14 protein-coding genes are annotated in these 16,803 nt (G+C 46.2%); 8 read left to right on the top strand and 6 right to left on the bottom strand.

The window, feature by feature from the left end:
- Window positions 1-60 precede the first annotated feature (60 nt).
- Window positions 61-1,143 (top strand): helix-turn-helix domain-containing protein, encoded by a 1,083-nt coding sequence (locus V7R39_RS03155; RefSeq protein WP_334028043.1) that lies wholly within the window; start codon window positions 61-63, stop codon window positions 1,141-1,143.
- 44 nt (window positions 1,144-1,187) lie between these two features.
- Here the strand turns inward: V7R39_RS03155 and mutH are convergent, their stop codons facing one another.
- The gene (gene mutH, locus V7R39_RS03150; protein ID WP_334028041.1) at window positions 1,188-1,865 is read right to left on the bottom strand and encodes a DNA mismatch repair endonuclease MutH; all 678 of its coding nucleotides are present in this window, start codon (window positions 1,863-1,865) and stop codon (window positions 1,188-1,190) included.
- Window positions 1,866-1,979: 114 nt separating this feature from the next.
- Between mutH and rppH the strand changes: the two genes are divergently transcribed.
- The 7 genes from rppH (at window position 1,980) to V7R39_RS03115 (ending at window position 9,532) form a co-directional block, all read left to right on the top strand.
- Window positions 1,980-2,522 (top strand): RNA pyrophosphohydrolase, encoded by a 543-nt coding sequence (gene rppH, locus V7R39_RS03145; RefSeq protein ID WP_334028038.1) that lies wholly within the window; start codon window positions 1,980-1,982, stop codon window positions 2,520-2,522.
- 44 nt (window positions 2,523-2,566) lie between these two features.
- The gene (ptsP, locus tag V7R39_RS03140) at window positions 2,567-4,858 is read left to right on the top strand and encodes a phosphoenolpyruvate--protein phosphotransferase (protein WP_334028159.1); all 2,292 of its coding nucleotides are present in this window, start codon (window positions 2,567-2,569) and stop codon (window positions 4,856-4,858) included.
- Between the two features lie 180 nt (window positions 4,859-5,038).
- The gene (locus V7R39_RS03135) at window positions 5,039-5,845 is read left to right on the top strand and encodes a sulfite exporter TauE/SafE family protein (RefSeq protein WP_334028035.1); all 807 of its coding nucleotides are present in this window, start codon (window positions 5,039-5,041) and stop codon (window positions 5,843-5,845) included.
- A gap of 4 nt (window positions 5,846-5,849) precedes the next feature.
- Window positions 5,850-6,662 carry a prolipoprotein diacylglyceryl transferase gene (gene lgt / locus V7R39_RS03130; RefSeq protein ID WP_334028033.1) on the top strand — a complete coding sequence of 271 codons (813 nt, stop codon included), beginning with the start codon at window positions 5,850-5,852 and terminating at the stop codon, window positions 6,660-6,662.
- Between the two features lie 6 nt (window positions 6,663-6,668).
- Entirely contained in the window at window positions 6,669-7,502 is an 834-nt protein-coding gene (locus tag V7R39_RS03125) for a thymidylate synthase (RefSeq protein WP_334028030.1), read from the top strand.
- Between the two features lie 9 nt (window positions 7,503-7,511).
- Window positions 7,512-8,564: a response regulator gene (locus tag V7R39_RS03120; protein ID WP_334028028.1), complete on the top strand. Its 1,053-nt coding sequence runs from the start codon at window positions 7,512-7,514 to the stop codon at window positions 8,562-8,564.
- Window positions 8,565-8,566: 2 nt separating this feature from the next.
- A complete protein-coding gene (locus V7R39_RS03115) occupies window positions 8,567-9,532 on the top strand; it encodes a sensor domain-containing diguanylate cyclase (RefSeq protein WP_334028026.1) in 966 nt (321 codons plus the stop codon).
- A gap of 140 nt (window positions 9,533-9,672) precedes the next feature.
- On the opposite strand, the gene V7R39_RS03110 is transcribed toward V7R39_RS03115, so the two are convergent.
- From V7R39_RS03110 to rapA, 5 genes are all read right to left on the bottom strand, one after another.
- Complete coding sequence (locus tag V7R39_RS03110) at window positions 9,673-11,016, bottom strand: AmpG family muropeptide MFS transporter (RefSeq protein ID WP_334028024.1); 1,344 nt, start codon at window positions 11,014-11,016, stop codon at window positions 9,673-9,675.
- 223 nt (window positions 11,017-11,239) lie between these two features.
- Complete coding sequence (locus V7R39_RS03105; RefSeq protein ID WP_334028021.1) at window positions 11,240-11,563, bottom strand: hypothetical protein; 324 nt, start codon at window positions 11,561-11,563, stop codon at window positions 11,240-11,242.
- Window positions 11,564-11,705: 142 nt separating this feature from the next.
- The gene (locus V7R39_RS03100) at window positions 11,706-12,686 is read right to left on the bottom strand and encodes a DUF3530 family protein (protein ID WP_334028019.1); all 981 of its coding nucleotides are present in this window, start codon (window positions 12,684-12,686) and stop codon (window positions 11,706-11,708) included.
- Window positions 12,687-12,898: 212 nt separating this feature from the next.
- A complete protein-coding gene (locus tag V7R39_RS03095) occupies window positions 12,899-13,630 on the bottom strand; it encodes a pseudouridine synthase (protein ID WP_334028017.1) in 732 nt (243 codons plus the stop codon).
- On the bottom strand, window positions 13,630-16,455 hold the full coding sequence (gene rapA / locus V7R39_RS03090) for an RNA polymerase-associated protein RapA (protein ID WP_334028015.1): 2,826 nt from the start codon (window positions 16,453-16,455) through the stop codon (window positions 13,630-13,632). The genes V7R39_RS03095 and rapA overlap by 1 nt, the downstream gene beginning before the upstream one ends.
- Window positions 16,456-16,803 lie beyond the last annotated feature (348 nt).

Genomic DNA, 16,803 nt, shown 5'->3' with positions numbered 1-16,803 from the left:
GCTCTCTATGTGTAATGCACAGACCTTTATTCCTTTAATTCACACGGACGGGTGATAGTAATGACATTTTCGATTCAAGATTATTGTGTGCTTTTGCTGCTGGTTATTTACCTGTTAAGCCTGGGCTTATTTTTACGCCAGCAACGGCATAATATTGGCGCGGGATGGCTGTTGGCAGCGTTTCTGTGCTGGCCGCTATTTATGACAGATGAATGGTTAAGGATGAGCGGGTTCAATGAGCTTGCTGTGCTGTATGGCTTATCTGATGTTTTCGCCGTTATTGCTATTACGTGCTGTTACCGCGCCATAAAGCCAATGCTGTACCTTCAACCTTCTGCGAAAAAACGACTGTGGCTGCCTGCGGGTATCACTGCACTACTTCAGGTGGCGGCATTACTCATTCCCGCAACAGAAAAGCAAACGTGGTTAATTGCATCACCCATTGGAGACCCGTTAGTGCTATGGCCAGCTTACGCGGCACCATTAGTAGCAGGCTTTAGCGTGTTGTTAATTGGGATATTAATTACTGAGCATATGCAAACCTACCACCGACACCTACCTGAGCAAGCGGTGGATATTGGCGAATTTAAAGTCACAGGCCTAGCCAGCGTGATGGGCATTACGGTGGGCATTGCATTCATGAGTATTTTGCTGGTAACCGCGGCAACTTTTGGCTTTTTTCAGCTGGCGGCGTGGGAGAGTTATTACCATCTCATGTTGGGGGCAGCACTGCTATCGATATTGGTGTCGTTACTGTTTGCTCGCAATACGTCGCCATCCCCGTTTGATCATGAGCGTTTGGACGAGGGAAAGGCAACGCCTTACGAAATGAGCAGTATAATCTCTAAGGCTGAGCGTCACACTATTGACAGCAAAGCCTATAAGGCTAGGGGGCTCACTATTGCTAACTTTTGTGACGAGGCCGGACTAGATGCAACGACTCTTGCGATTGCATTACGGGTGTCTGATAAAAAAAGCTTTAGACGGTTTATTTACCATTTTCGCTTAGAGTACGCCAAGAAGGTGTTATTGCGAACCGACACCAAGGTAGCAGCAGTAGCGAAACGCTTAGGTTTGAATTCAGAAAAGTTCTTAAGCGATTACCTAGTCAAACATTTAACAAAAAACGGCAGCGGACAATAAGGGGCGCGGTAGGCGCTGTCCTATTAACCGCGTAAATCCGCCTTCTAGTACCCAAACGCCGAAGCAAGAATGTGGTGAGTGAAGGTTTTGCGCAAATAAAATCCCCGTGGTCGAGTTTTAATTTTCTCTCCTTCTACGCCTCTGGCCTCGGTGAGTACGCTACCATTTGCTGCCTTAGGACGTATATGCAGTGCCGTGCCTTGCTTCGACGTAATCGATTCCACGTGCCCGGTGACTATTTTTTCTGTTAGCTCTTCCCAGTCTTGCCTAAGTATTTCATCTTCTTTATCGCTAGGTCGCCAATAAAACCCGGTGGCGACCCGTCTATCTGCAAGGGGTATTTGTCTGTCTCCCTCAATAGGAAGCCACAAGACTTGCTGTAATTTATTACGCACATTACAGGTTTTCCACGTGATGCCCGGCTGCATTAGTAAAGGCGCAAAGCACACGTACGTGGTTTCAAGAGGAGCAAATTCGGCATCAATGGGAATGGTTTTTAGCTCAATACCAAGCTCTGGAAAATCTTGCTGCGGCTTAGAGCCTGCACTTGCCCCTAGCCATTTCTCTATCAGCATTCCTGGCCAGCCTTTATGGCGCTGAAGGTTCGCTGGAATGGCCACATTTGCCATATGGGCAAGTTCACCTAACGTTAGACCCGCGATAGCCTGACATCGCGTGAGTAATTCGTCGGGACTGTGCGGCGGGGACTTAGGAGGCAGCATTGTTATCAGAAATTCCTTGGTTGAGCTGAGTCATTGAATATTAACACTATGATTGGAGCATAGTTTGTGGAAGAATGAAAACATATTACCAGTATTGCGTACCCGGGAGTCTATGTGATAGATGCCGATGGATTCCGTGCGAATGTGGGTATAGTGATTTGCAACAAAATGGGTCAAATATTTTGGGCAAGACGTTATGGCCAACATTCATGGCAGTTCCCTCAAGGCGGAATTGATGAAGGGGAAACTGCCGAGCAAGCCATGTTCCGCGAGCTGCACGAAGAGGTAGGATTAACGTCTAAAGACGTGACTATTCTAAGTGTTACCCGTAATTGGCTTAGATATAAGCTGCCAAAGCGATTAATTCGACAAGGTAGTAATCCTGTTTGCATAGGACAAAAACAAAAATGGTTTTTACTGCAACTCGATTGTAAAGACTGTGATGTAAACGTATTGAAGACAGGTCACCCAGAATTTGATGACTGGAGGTGGGTAAGTTATTGGTACCCCATTAGAAATGTTGTGTCGTTCAAGCGTGATGTATACCGCAGAGTAATGAAGGAGTTTTCTCCTGTGGTTATGTCTGCACAACAGCGTGCTCCCCAGCGTCAGGGCAACGTCTCGACTAAACGCGGCAAGAAACGAAGACGTGGATAAACCAACAGGAGTAACCGGTGAATACCCCTAGTAACTCAGGTGCAATGCTGACCACGCTTAAGCGTATCGTGCAGGAAATGAATCAAATTCCTGCACTTGATACTGCGTTGTTTCGACTTGCATCTAGAGTGAAGCAGACGTTAAATGTCGACTCTTGTTCTATTTATCTTGCTGACAACGAAGCCAAGGCGTTTGTACTCAAAGCCACAGATGGTTTACATCCTGATGCGGTGGAAAATGTTCGCATTGGTTTTACCGAAGGTCTTATCGGCCTGGTGGGACAGCGAGAAGAACCCCTTAACATCGCCAATGCGCAGCACCATCCTCGGTTTAAGCACTACCCTGAAGTTAAAGAAGACAACTATAACGCGTTTCTCGGTACACCAATTACCAATCAGCGTCGAGTGCTTGGCGTTATTACGCTGCAGCAAATTGACTTGCGACGCTTCAGCGAAGACGAAGAAGCATTCCTAGTGACGCTAGCGGCTCAGCTTGCTCTTGAAATAACGAATGCAGATATTCGAGGTGCACTGACCTTATCGCATTCTGCGGGTAATATTGCTCAGCAAAAAAATGTTCGCGGTATAGCGGGATCGCCTGGGCTTGCTATCGGCACAGGCTTTTCACCTGACAAATCAATAAATTTAAAAAACTGGGTAGTCAAACAAACCCAGTCGCCGGCCGAACAAATAGCCTTGTATCGAAAAGGCGTTGAGGTAACGCGAGGACATGTCAATACGCTTTCTCAGCGTTTAGATGAAGGGCTACCTGAAGACGTAAAATCAATTTTCCAGCTTTATCATCACCTTTTAGATGCCAACAGTCTTGGCCGCGAAGTTGAAGAAAAAATACGCCAAGGATGGGATGCCGCCTCTTCACTGAAAATGGTGGTAGAAGATTACGCTGCTCGTTTTCGCGCGATGGAAGACCCGTACATGCAGGAACGGGCCATTGATATTATTGATTTGTCAGACCGAATTCTGGTTAACATTCTTCAAGAGCAAAACGGTCATAAGATTACGGAAAAAGCCGTTGCGGGGCCATGCATTTTAGTGGCAGACGAAGTCTCAGCTACCATGTTAGCCGAGTGTCCTCGGGATAAATTACAGGGCATTATTTCAGTTCGCGGCTCAAATAATTCCCATGCCGCTATCTTAGCCAGAGCCATGGGCGTACCGGCGGTAATGGGGTGTCAGAGCGTATCGCCAGCGCTGCTTGAAGGTAAAGAAATATTGCTCGATGGCTACTCTGGTGAAGTCATTATTTCGCCAGATCGCGAGGTGAAAGCTGACTTCATACAGCTGATTGAAGAAGAATCGGCCATCACAGAAAAAATTGAGGCTGAAGCCGATAAACCGTGTGAAAGTATCGATGGTTGTAGAATGTCTTTGTACGTTAATGCGGGGTTGTCTGCGGAGGTTGAACTTGATGCAGGGCAAATAGGTGCGGGCGTAGGGCTTTATCGTACTGAAATTCCTTTTATGCTTCGCGAGCGTTTTCCGTCAGAACAAGAGCAAGTTACCTTATACCGTCAGATACTCAAAGCCGCGCCTGAGCTACCCATCACTATGCGTACCCTCGATGTGGGGGGCGATAAGCCGTTACCTTACTTTCCCATTAACGAAGAAAATCCATTTCTTGGTTGGAGGGGCATTCGCCTTACTCTTGATCACCCAGAGATCTTCTTAGTTCAAATACGTGCCATGCTGCGAGCCAATATTGGGCTTAACAACCTGCAAATTATGCTACCCATGATCTCAACGGTATCGGAAGTTGTAGAAGCAAAACGGTTAATCAACCAAGCGTTCTTAGAAGTCTCTGACGAAGCCTTAGGCACTGATAACGTGATTAGTCGGCCTAAATTGGGCATCATGCTCGAGGTACCTTCAGTATTATATCAACTCCCGCAGTTAGCTAAGTACGTTGATTTTTTCTCAGTGGGGAGTAACGATCTTACCCAATACCTGTTGGCTGTTGATAGAAACAATACGCGAGTAGCCAGTTTATATAATAGCTACCATCCATCGGTGCTTGGTGCGCTTTACGATATAGTGCAAAAAGCTAACGCCAGTCAAACGCCTGTGACTATTTGCGGAGAAATTGCTGGAGAGCCAGCAGGGGCTATATTACTGATGGGGATGGGATACCGCCGCTTGAGTATGAACGGGTTTAATTTGCGCAAAATCAATTGGCTTTTGCGAAAAGTAACGCTATCAGAGTGCAAACAACTACTTTCTCTCGCGTTAACGTCTTCCTCTCAGCAAGAGGTATTCACGCACATTAATGAATATCTAGAAACAAAAGAACTGGCTGGGCTCATTCGCGCGGGCGCTTAGCTGGCTTGTAATTAAGGTGCCTGGTATTAAACCTTAAAACAGCATTCAACTTAATTAAAACAGCACTGCGGTAATTACGTTGCTTTCCATGAAATCACAAAAATCAGGCTTTGCCTTACCTGCCATTAGGCCATGCAATTATGCTACCCTCGTTAACGTAAAAATATTGAAGGACACTGCATGGAACCCGTCACTATTATAATGATTTGCTGCGTATTATTAGGGGCGATAGTGGGCTTACTTGCAGGTATGCTGGGCATTGGCGGCGGTTTGATTATTGTACCTGTGTTGTCTTATTTACTGGTGCATACACTGGGGATTACAACGGAGACGGTGATGCCGGTGGCAATTGCCACATCACTCTCCACCATTATATTTACCAGTATGTCATCTGCATTTGCACATTACCGGCTGGGCAATATCCAAAAGAATATCGTGTTGTTCACCGGCATTGGTATTGCCGTTGGGGCCATATTGGGCGCGCAAATAGCCAGCCGTATATCTGGTGAGTTGCTAAAAGACATTTTTGCGGTACTTGTCATACTGATTGCGGCGCAAATGATCTTTGGTAAACAGAAAACGTCTGATAACACTGCTACTCGTTTCTCTCTCGTTGCAGTTGGCAGTGGAACAGGGCTAATAAGCGCGTTAATGGGCATTGGAGGTGGCGCTTTACTTGTGCCGGCACTGGTGTGGTTTCGGGTAAATATACGTTCAGCTATTGGCTGTGCGGCGTTATGCGGACTGGTTATAGCCTTATTTGGCACAGCAAGCTTTGTCATTACCGGATGGGATGCGCCGGATGTACCTCAATACAGCTTAGGTTATGTTTATTTGCCCGCAATGGCTGGAATTGTAACAACGTCAATGATTACCGCGAACATCGGTGCTAAACTCGGCCAAAAAGTGAATGTTCGTGTTTTGAAAGCCATGCTAGCCTGCCTGCTAGTGCTGGTAAGTATTAGAATGATTTTAGGAATTGAATAATAAAATGGAACAGAGCAGTTATCTGGTTTTCCCCAGTATCGACCCCATTATTTTTAGCTTGGGACCATTAAGCGTACGCTGGTATGGCTTAATGTATCTTGTTGGATTTATCGCTGCATTTTTACTGGCACAAAAGCGCTTGTCGCAGACCCCGTGGAATAAAGACCAGCTCAGCGATCTGCTGTTTTGGAGCTTTGTTGGCGTTATTTTAGGCGGGCGAATCGGCTATGTATTCTTTTATCAGTTTGGTATGTTCCTGGACGATCCCCTTTACTTATTTAAAATTTGGGCGGGTGGCATGTCATTCCATGGCGGCCTCATCGGTGTATTAGCTGCCCTAGCGTGGCAGGCCAAGCGTATGAAAGCCACGTTCTTAGAACTTGGCGACTTTGTAGCGCCGCTTGTGCCTATTGGCCTTGGAGCCGGGCGCATTGGAAACTTCCTTAATGCCGAATTATGGGGAAGAACAACTGATGTGCCGTGGGCCGTTATTTTTCCAAACGCGGGCAATGTGCCTCGCCATCCTTCTCAGTTTTATGAATTTGCTCTAGAGGGTGTGCTTCTATTTGTAATCTTGTGGCTTTTCTCAGCGAAAAAACGCCCTGTGGGTGCTGTCAGCGGACTGTTTTTACTCGGCTATGGAAGTTTCCGTTTCATTGTGGAGTTTTTCAGAGAGCCCGATGCACACATTGGTCTTTATCAAATGGGTCTTAGCCAGGGGCAACTTCTCTGTTTACCTATGATTGCTTTAGGATTAGGATTGATTGTACGTGCTTATATGGGCACCAAAAATAAAGACAAAACTAAGAAGATATAAGAAACGATGAAAGAATATCTCGCTCTCATGCGCCACGTACGCGATACAGGTGTGAAAAAGGAAGACCGCACAGGCACGGGAACGCTTAGCGTTTTTGGTTACCAAATGCGTTTTAATTTACAAGAGGGCTTTCCTCTTGTAACGACTAAAAAGTGTCATTTAAAGTCTATTATTCACGAATTGCTGTGGTTCCTTAAAGGCGAAACCAACATTGCCTACCTCAAAGAACACGGTGTTCGCATATGGGATGAGTGGGCCACTGATGAGGGCGAGCTTGGGCCGGTATATGGCAAGCAATGGCGAAGCTGGGATTGTGGCGATGGCACATCTATAGACCAAATCGCCGATGTGGTCGAACAAATAAAACATAATCCCGACTCGAGGCGTCTTATTGTCAGTGGTTGGAACCCAGCCGCGCTACCTGATACGCAGTATTCGCCAAAAGAAAATGCCGCAATGGGCAAACAGGCACTTCCGCCGTGTCACACCATGTTTCAGTTTTATGTACTTGATGGCAAGCTAAGCTGTCAGCTTTATCAGCGCAGTGGAGATATCTTTCTTGGTGTGCCGTTTAACATTGCAAGCTATGCGTTGTTAACGATGATGATTGCACAAGTGTGTGACCTAGAGCCTGGTGATTTCATCCATACCCTAGGCGATGCGCACCTTTATTCCAATCATCTAGAGCAGGTGGAATTGCAACTGAGTCGCGAACCGTTTGAACGGCCTACTATGGCAATCAATCCAGACGTTAAGGATATTTTTGGATTCAAATACGAAGACTTTGAACTTAAAAACTATCAATCTCATCCGCATATAAAAGCTCCCGTCGCTATCTGAGGAGATACAATGAGTACTCCCATATTGATTTGCGACGACTCTGGCTTCGCAAGGCGTCAGATGGCCCGCAGTATTCCCGATAGTTGGGATGTTGAGGTGTCGTTTGCCGAACATGGACAAGATGCCTTAACCCAAATTCGAGAGGGAAAAGGCGATGTGCTTTTTTTAGATTTGAATATGCCGGTGATGGACGGTTACGAGACGATGGAGATCATTCGCAAAGAAGATCTACCTTGTTTGGTTATTGTGGTGTCAGGGGATGTTCAAGAAAAAGCACGAGAGCGAATGCTGGCGTTGGGCGCCATCGATTTTATCCGTAAGCCCATTGATAACGCTAAGCTTATGCACATACTTACCTCCTACGGTATTTACAGCGGAGACAGCCTTGCCACTGGTCGCGCAAGCCAAAATAACACTGGTAAAGCAAGTGCGACAGCGAAAAGCGAAGCGGTAGTTACTGAAGAAGAGAAATTAGACGCCTATCGCGAGATGGTGAACGTTGCCATGGGGCGAGCAGGTGAAGACCTTGCTAAGCTGCTCGGTGAGTTTATCGATTTACCTATTCCCAATGTTAACTTAATAGAGAGCAACGAACTCTCTATGGCCGTTGCAGATATTAACCGAAGCGATCGCGTTTCTGCTGTGTCTAAAGGGTTTGTTAGTGAGGGAATAAGTGGCGAAGCCTTGGTAATATTTAACGACACGAAGTCGCAGAATATCGTTGAATTACTGAAGTACGCTCCCTCTGCATCATCTGAAAACCTGGAGCTTGAGGCACTCATGGATGTGTCTAATATTCTCATTGGTGCCTGTTTAAACGGTCTGTCAGAGCAGCTGGCAGTGGCATTTAGTCACACTCATCCCGTATTGCTAGGACAGCACCAAGGCCTCTCTACGCTGTTAAGTGACAATGTGCATCAATGGGGCAAAGTCATGGCCGTTGAAATTGGCTATGCCATAAAAGCCAAGGATATTTCTTTTGATTTATTACTGCTGTTTCCAGGCGATGCAATGAATCAAATTTATGCGCGATTAATGAACACCGTCAGGGAGCGTCAATAGCGATGCATAGCAGTGTTACTCTTTCTTCCACGCCTAATGTTGTTGATGAACTATTAGACTCTATCGAAGTGGGTATTGTTATTCTCAACAAGCAATTCGAAGTTGAAGTGTGGAATAAATTTATGGCAAACCACAGCGGCAAACGAGAATCGTCGCTGCTGGGCACCTCATTATTTGAACACTTTCCCGAAATAGATAAGCAGTGGCTAACAGCGAAAGTAGATCCGGTCTTCAGTCTTAAAAGTCCCGTATTTATTATTTGGGAGCAGCGCCCGTATTTATTTAAGTTCGGTTGCAGCAGGCCAGTAACGAGTGCGGCGTCGCACATGTATCAAAACGTCACTATGTTTCCCCTTGTTGGCGATAACGGCAGTGTAGAAAAGTTCTGTATTTTGGTTTACGACGTGACAGAGCAGGCCCTTGGTAAACGAGGCATGGCAAAGCTTAATGAAGAGCTTAAAATTACAAGTCGGGTAGATGGCTTAACCGGGCTGTACAACAGACGTTATTGGCAAGAGCGGTTTGAAGAGCTTTATAAGCTGTCAAAACGCAGAAACAAGCCCAGTACCGCAATGATGTTAGATATCGACCATTTCAAGCGGGTCAACGATACCTACGGTCACCAAGCAGGTGATAAGGTCATTAAAATGCTGGCCGCGCTTATCAAGCGCTGCGTAAGGGAAACTGATCTTGCAGGGCGTTACGGCGGCGAAGAATTTGCCATTATACTTACCGACTCCACCTTAGAAAGTGCTACCCATGTTGCCGAGAGGATACGAGGCCTTGCCGAGCGTCTTGAAGTAGAGCACGATGGGCAAACCATTACGTTCACTGTTAGCTTGGGGCTTGCACAATTTGAGCAAAACCTGAATAGCCCTATGGTATGGTTAGAACAAGCCGACCAAGCACTTTATCGCGCGAAAGAAAGCGGACGTAATCAGTATTGCGTTCATGAGGTTCAGTCTTAGCTAGAGCCCAAGCTAGAGTTCTAGCCTGGACTCTAGCTGAAAATGCAGCGTAGGCCAGATTCTGCATAACTTGTGCGGTATCGGCTATACCGACAATGTCAGTATGTGTCGTGCTAGTAATCGCCTCGTAAGTAGAAGATTTACGTTTTCGGCGCTAGCGGATTCTGCACGTTTTTAATGTGCTCGCGAATGCTGTAGAGGAATACTAGGCTGGGTATCACCATCACCGCAGTAAGTATGAAGAACAGGCTCCAATTTCCGTTCAAACTATCCACAACAATTCCGCTGCTAGAGGCGACAAATGTCCTTCCTGCCACGCTTAAAGATGCCATTAGGGCGTACTGTGTGGCGCTAAAGGCGCGGTTACACAGTAGCGATATGAACGCAACCATGGCTACCGTGCTCCAAGCTCCCGTAAAGCCGTCTACAATCACTGCGAAGGCCAATAAAGGGGTAGAAGGCCCTGTTTGTGCTATTACTGCAAATAACAGGTTAGACGCCGCCATGGCAATGCCCGCCACCATTAAGCCGCGATAAATGCCATAGCGTATGTTTACAATTCCCCCCAACAGCGAAAATACAATGGTTACCCACCAATTCAGCAGCTTTGAGTAGGTAGCAATATCACTGTTGGTAAAGCCAATTTCTTTATAAAAGACAATACTCATGCGTCCGAGAAAGGCTTCACCTATTTTAAATAGAAAAATAAACAACAAGAAGGAAAGCGCAAGCTTCACGCCGTTTCGGGCAAAAAACTCAGAAAATGGACTTATTAACGTGCTCTTTAACCAGCGAGCAATCTTGTCTTGAGCGCTGGCGTTTGCATTGGCATCGTCAGTTCCCTCAGAATCCATGTGGTTAAGCAGCGCACTCCTGTCGATATCAGGCTCTTTGGCTTGTAGCGTAGCGATAGCGAGTAACCCCATTAATACGCCGAGCAATAGATAGATATTAGCCCAGCTCCAATCGGTAAGATCGGCGAGAAAAAAAGGAATAGCACCTAAGCCCCCATAGCCTGTCCACCAACCCGCGGTTGCCACCGAAGATGCAGCCGACATGCCGTCTTTATCGTCCTCGGCAATACAGTCTATGCGAAAGCCATCAATGGCTATGTCTTGCGTGGCGGAGAAAATAGCGGTGAGTAAACCGACTAATGCAATATAGAAAAGATGAGACGTTGTGGTTAGCTGAGACATCGCAAGGCAGCACAAGACAATGCCTATTTGCATGGAAAAAATCCATCCCTTGCGCTGACCTAATCTTGGTGGCTTTAACTTATCGACCAGCGGAGACCAAAGAAAGTTAATTGAATAGGTGGCGAAGATAATGCCAAACAAGCCGATTGCTGAGCGCGACAATCCGTCATCTTTTAGCCAGGCAGACAGCACTGAGCCTATCATTATCCAAGGAAAGCCACTGGCAATCCCGAAACAGAAAATACTCAAAAAGCGTTTGTCGTTATATGTTTTTATTGCGCTTAACAAAATACTGCCTAATGATGCTTTAAGGCTTGGTATTGAGCCACGTAATCAATGAAATGGCAACATGTGAAATCGTGTTTGCAGGTGCCTAATTTTGATATCGATTCTTTAAAAATGTGTACGTGCTCATGGAAAAGAAATTGTGAAGCAGTAGGGGGAATTGTTTTGTGATTGATGTGTGCAGGTTTTTTCCAGAATTAAAAGAATGACAGGAGGTAAGGCCTTGCTAAGGCCTTATTCCCACACAGTCTATGGGACACGTGCCTGCGTGCTCGAGAAATTCGACACAGGTGCGCAGCTCATCAACTAAGATTGTGTCGTTGTTCAGTTTCTCTTCATTCCAATAGTGAATTTGGTGAAGCACATGCCAAAACACGCGCTCTTTTTGCGTGTAAGGCTGCGTAAGTGTGCAGTTCACCTGACCCCATTCTTCCATGCAGTCCCAAAAAAAGAGTTCTAGCTCTTCAACCGGCAGGCCTTCATTCCAAAAAGCATTCAGGTAAAAACACAGTTGTTTTGACTTGGCATCAACGAAGTCTTTGACAGTCATAAGGCTCAAACCGTTGTTCTACTACTTAGCGTATTATAGTTCATTACATTACTACTGCTCTAGGTTGGGCGACACTTTTTACAACGGTATCGGTAGGTAACTGATATGCGGATTATTTTAGACTAATAGCAGGCCTTCAGAATTACCAGCCTAAATAGCGAGTCCATCCAATGGTGTTATTCGCAACTAGCTGTATGTATGGGGTTTTCTGATTTTCATTTAGACTAAAGACTGAATTTGAGAAGGGAAGTCGCACTTGTCGGTAATGCAGTTTTAAGCTGTTTTTGGCGCGATTTCTGCGCATCACAACCGTACTGTTTTCCCAATTGCTCAATCCCTCTATAGAAAGGTCGAGTACGGGAAACGAAGAATTCGCCACTAAATCGCTAATGCTATTATTCACATCGGCCTCTGGCCAATAAGGGGAAATCGTGACTAAGCTATCTGGCTCAAATGCCACATCATTGCTGGTGGCGTCCAAAAATGTAGCAGCTAGCATACCTTGCGCAACTACTAGCCGATAGCCTTGCACGTTCTGCAATCGGTTATTTAAGGCAATAAGCTGCTCAGTTAACTTGTCTGACGTTTGTTCAAAATCAAAGTATTGAGTGAGGTTTGTACTTCGCGGATGAATAACGCTACTACTTTGTCCGCTGCTGGCAGGCGCTTGCTCTGCTGCTGGATCTGCTGCCGCCTGAGCATCGGTGCTTTGTTTACCAGTGCTTTGATTACCAGTGCTTTGATTATTAGCCCCCTGATCATCAGCCTCTTGCTCAGAAGTGTTGGCTGATTCTATGCCAGATTTTGTAGGCAGCATATTGAGGTTAAAAGGGCTTATGACGACGCGCCACCCTTTCTCTGAAAGATAACCCGCAAGCTCCTTGCTTTGAGAGAGTGAAAAGCTGGAGAGAAAAGGCTCAACCAGTATAATGGCAACGCCTTGTGATAACGGGGTTTGAGGCTCAACTTCGATAATAGGTGCTACACGTTCGCCCACCAAAAGCTCTTGTACTTCGCCTAACGCAAACCCGTGACTGATATCGGTAAAGTAATCGCCAAAGGCTGCTTTAGGCGAAAAGCCCAGTGCAAGCAGACACAATATGGAGGCAATACATTTACGCATGTTTCAAAAAACCTTTCGGCTCACAATAGCAATTAGATAACACTGTATCGGCAAAACCATCAAAATCTAAACACCAAAGCGTATTTTAACCAGCAAGTTTGTTGTCTAGGCAGTCCTTCATTCAATGAGAATCTTTTGAATACGTTTTTAATCTACAAAGCCTACTTCCTAAAAAGACTGCTTCCTAAAAAGCTTGTTGCCTGAAAAGTCTTCTACCCGAAAAGCTTTACCGATGAAAACGTGGTTAAAGGCGTTGGCTTATAGTCACTAAATGGAATAGTACTTTGAAAGTTGAGCCAATTGTTCGATTTTGGGTGTTTTAAACTTAAACTTTCCGCGTGAAGCTGCAGACGTGGTGCCATGGATAATGCGGCGTCGTGAGCATATAGTCTATCACCTAAAATGGGGTGGCCAAGTGATAGCATGTGCACGCGTAGCTGATGAGAACGCCCGGTAATGGGGCGAAGCGCAACCAGAGAGTAAGGCTTATTTTCGCTATCATGTGCTCGGTTTATCACATCAAAGTGTGTTACCGATGGCTTTCCCCGTTCGTGGTCCACCATTTGCTTTGGTCGGTTTGGGTAATCGACGATAAGGGGTAAATCTATCTCTCCACTGTCGTCGTCTACATGACCGTATACTTTGGCGAAATAGCGCTTTTTCGTTTCTCTAAGCTCGAACTGCTTGCTGATAGCGCGATGACTAAATTTAGTCAGTGCCATCACCATAATGCCAGAAGTCGCCATATCTAACCTGTGTACCACGGTAGCGGTAGGCAGAACTTTGTTAACCCGGGTAATAAGCGCATCTTTATGCGCTTCTATTCTACCTGGTACGCTCAACAGCCCGCTGGGTTTAAGGGCAACCACCATAAAGTCATCTCGGTACAGGAAGTCGAGATACGGCGTGTAAGGCGGGTTGTAAACAAACGATGGATTGGCCATTACGGATTATTCACTATGATACGAATGGCATCAAACTGCACATCGGCACCTTGAATAACTTTATCTAGCGCACTCATTTGCTGCTCAATAAACACAATTTCGCTGTCGCGTACGGCAGGGTTGCGCTTCTGTAAGTCTTTTAATCGCTGTATTTCACCGTTTAACGTGGTGTGCATAGTGTTAAGCGCATCGTGTAGCTTTTGATTTGCTGCCTGATGTGCCAGTTTTCGCGTATTTTCTATCGCAATGCTAAGGGGCTGCTGTAATGCTTTTAGCAATTGTGACGATATTTTTCGCCCTACTTTTCGTTTTACATCGAAGCTTAAATCAACAGGGTTTCCTTGGGCGTCAAGGCATATGCGTACTGGCGTTTGCGGAAGAAAACGGCCTAGCTGGAGAGCTTTCGGTGCTTGAGCATGAAGCACAAACAATGCTTCTATCCAATAAGCACCTTTAGGCAGGTCGGGGGCAGCAATAAAGCCCATGCTGCTTTTGCCGTGTACATCAGTAAGGACAACGTCAATCGCGGTGTGAACAAGAGGGTGGTCCCAACTTAAAAACTGCACGTTTTCTAATGTTGTCGCTACGCGGCGCTTGTAGGTTACCGTCATACCCTCAGGGTCCAACCCAGGTAGCTGACTCACCATTTGCTCTGTTGGCATAAGAATAAAGCAATCGTTGCCTTTCTCATCTTGCTGAACGCCAATAGCATCAAAAACACGGCCCATAAAGCGGGATAGGTCTTGCTCACTATCAAGGGCAATAATGTCCTCTAATAGTGCTTCAACTCGGCCTTCACCCGAGGCATTAAGCTCAAGTAAGCGATCTCTACCTGCTTCTAGCTGAGCAACTAGCTGGCTGTTCAGTTTAATACTTAAATTAATCAGTTCGTCTCTTGCCGTCATATCGCTAGGGTGCAGACATGCGCTCATCAGTAACGGCTTAACGTCGTCAAACACGCCAGACCCCGTGGGACAAGTTTTTTCAAACGCATTTAAGCCTTCGTGATACCAATCTAGCAATACGTGCTGTGCGCTTTTCGCAAGATAGGGAACATGAATGTTCACGGTTTGCGTTTGACCTATTCGGTCTAAGCGACCAATACGCTGCTCTAACAAATCAGGTGTAATGGGTAAATCAAACAGCACTAGGTGGTGGGCAAACTGGAAGTTACGCCCTTCACTGCCTATTTCACTACATAGCAAAATTTGTGCGCCATCTTCTTCATCAGCAAAATAATGAGCGGCTTTGTCGCGCTCAACAATACTCATGCCCTCGTGAAACACACTGTGTCTAATGCCCGTTTGCGTGCGGATAACTTCACCGAGTTCTTGCGCCGTGCGGGCGCTGGCGCAAATAAGCAATATTTTCTCTGGTTTAACGTCTTGCATGAAATCGACTAGCCAGCTAACGCGGGGGTCAAGTTTAGTCCAACTGTTTACCACGCTTGGCACACGTTCGGGATAAAGCGCGTTGAGCAAATCGTCGCTGTTCACGGCCGCTTCATACTCTTGTGGCATGGCAAGCTCGTAGGCAGACAGTTTGCGTTCGGGGAAGCCTTCAATATTGGCGCGACGGTTTCTAAACAGCATACGGCCTGTACCGTGGCAGTCTATGAGTTGGTGTAATAGTTCATGTCTATTTTTAGAGCTGGTGAGGTCGCCAGCGTGTTCCATAACGTCAGGTGCAAAGTTACAAAGGGTAGCGCGCTGTTTTTCGTTCGGCTCAGCGTCTGACAATAACGGAGCAACCGCATCGGCAAGCCGACTGTATTGCGATTCTTCGGTTAAGAACTCTTCGTAACTGTGAAAGCGTGCAGGGTCGAGTAAACGCAGACGAGCAAAATGACTTTCGTGACCTAACTGATCTGGTGTAGCCGTTAGAAGAAGCACCCCAGGCGTGTTTTGGGCGAGCGCATCAACACAGAGGTATTCTTTCGACGGCGCTTCTTGCGACCAAGACAGATGGTGTGCTTCATCCACTACCATTAAATCCCAATCTGCGGCCTGAACTTGCTGCTGCCGTTTTTCACTGCTGCTTAAAAAATCGATGCTGCACAGAACTAGTTGCTCACTGTCAAACGGGTTTATATCTTCTTCGTCCAGCGCTTCGCAGCGGCTCTCATCGAAAATAGCAAAAGGCAGGTTAACGCGACGAAGCATTTCTACCAACCACTGATGCATGAGTGAATCTGGAACTAAAATGAGAATGCGAGATGCTCGGCCAGTCTTTATCTGTTGGTGAATGATTAGCGCAGCTTCAATGGTTTTTCCCAAACCGACTTCATCGGCAAGAAGTACCCGCGGCGCGTGGCGGCCACCTACTTCAGAGGCAATATGCAACTGGTGGGGAATAAGTGAAATTCGAGCTCCAGCCACGCCGATTGTATTAGAGCGCTGATATTCATAGTGGTAGCGCAACGCGCTTTCTCGCAAATCAAACCATTTTGGGTGGTCGAGTTGTTGACTAAACAAACGTTTTTCAGGTTGGTTCAAGCGAATGTGATGGTCTAGCATGGTTTCTGGCAGTCTTGCCTGCGCCTTCGTATCTTCCCGCAGACCGTGATAGATGAACACCCCTTGGCTTTCTTCGGATTCAGTCACCGTCATTTCCCAGCCGTCTTGGCTTTTTACGGTGTCGCCAATTTCAAAGGTGAGTCGGGTTAGCGGCGCTTCTGTTTTTGTATAGATACGCGCTTCGCCAGTGGCGGGATACAGCACCTCAACTGAACGGAAATCAATGCCAACAATGGCGCCTAATCCCAATTCGGTTTCTGTATTGCTTAACCAACGCTGACCAATAGAAAATTGACTGTCTGAACTCATAAATCACTAACCTTTTTTGCGGGGGCGGTATTGTACGCATTGCATGGTAATAAGTCATTAATACTAGCTTATTTGAGACGCTTTTCTGTTAATTCACTGAGTCCTGTTATTGATATTGAGTAGCAACACTGGTTATTAAGCAATTGGCTGCTTCATAGGGAAAATCCAGTGTCCAAATAAGTATTAACCTTTGTAAGCAAGCGAAAATAAAACGATAAAAACAGTGCGAAATCTGTATTTCTGGATTATGGTGGAATTAGCGTTTAGGAAATCGTTATCAAACGCTTGAAGCAGTGAGTTTTTGCTGCTTCTCAGTCGACGCGAGTAGGGGAGATGTCCTGTTTCGAG

It is taken from the genome of Alteromonas sp. P256 (assembly GCF_036864455.1).
GTDB lineage: Bacteria > Pseudomonadota > Gammaproteobacteria > Enterobacterales > Alteromonadaceae > Alteromonas.
The sequence above is the reverse complement of the archived record's forward strand: the minus strand, read 5'-3'. Positions and strand labels throughout refer to the sequence as shown.

Excerpts from the sequence above, each read along its gene's own strand:
- V7R39_RS03155 (WP_334028043.1), top strand. The coding sequence starts at position 61 with ATGACATTTTCGATTCAAGATTATTGTGTGCTTTTGCTGCTGGTTATT.
- mutH (WP_334028041.1), bottom strand. The coding sequence starts at position 1,865 with ATGCTGCCTCCTAAGTCCCCGCCGCACAGTCCCGACGAATTACTCACG.
- ptsP (WP_334028159.1), top strand. The coding sequence starts at position 2,567 with ATGCTGACCACGCTTAAGCGTATCGTGCAGGAAATGAATCAAATTCCT.
- V7R39_RS03135 (WP_334028035.1), top strand. The coding sequence starts at position 5,039 with ATGGAACCCGTCACTATTATAATGATTTGCTGCGTATTATTAGGGGCG.
- lgt (WP_334028033.1), top strand. The coding sequence starts at position 5,850 with ATGGAACAGAGCAGTTATCTGGTTTTCCCCAGTATCGACCCCATTATT.
- V7R39_RS03125 (WP_334028030.1), top strand. The coding sequence starts at position 6,669 with ATGAAAGAATATCTCGCTCTCATGCGCCACGTACGCGATACAGGTGTG.
- V7R39_RS03120 (WP_334028028.1), top strand. The coding sequence starts at position 7,512 with ATGAGTACTCCCATATTGATTTGCGACGACTCTGGCTTCGCAAGGCGT.
- V7R39_RS03115 (WP_334028026.1), top strand. The coding sequence starts at position 8,567 with ATGCATAGCAGTGTTACTCTTTCTTCCACGCCTAATGTTGTTGATGAA.
- V7R39_RS03105 (WP_334028021.1), bottom strand. The coding sequence starts at position 11,563 with ATGACTGTCAAAGACTTCGTTGATGCCAAGTCAAAACAACTGTGTTTT.
- V7R39_RS03100 (WP_334028019.1), bottom strand. The coding sequence starts at position 12,686 with ATGCGTAAATGTATTGCCTCCATATTGTGTCTGCTTGCACTGGGCTTT.
- V7R39_RS03095 (WP_334028017.1), bottom strand. The coding sequence starts at position 13,630 with ATGGCCAATCCATCGTTTGTTTACAACCCGCCTTACACGCCGTATCTC.
- rapA (WP_334028015.1), bottom strand. The coding sequence starts at position 16,455 with ATGAGTTCAGACAGTCAATTTTCTATTGGTCAGCGTTGGTTAAGCAAT.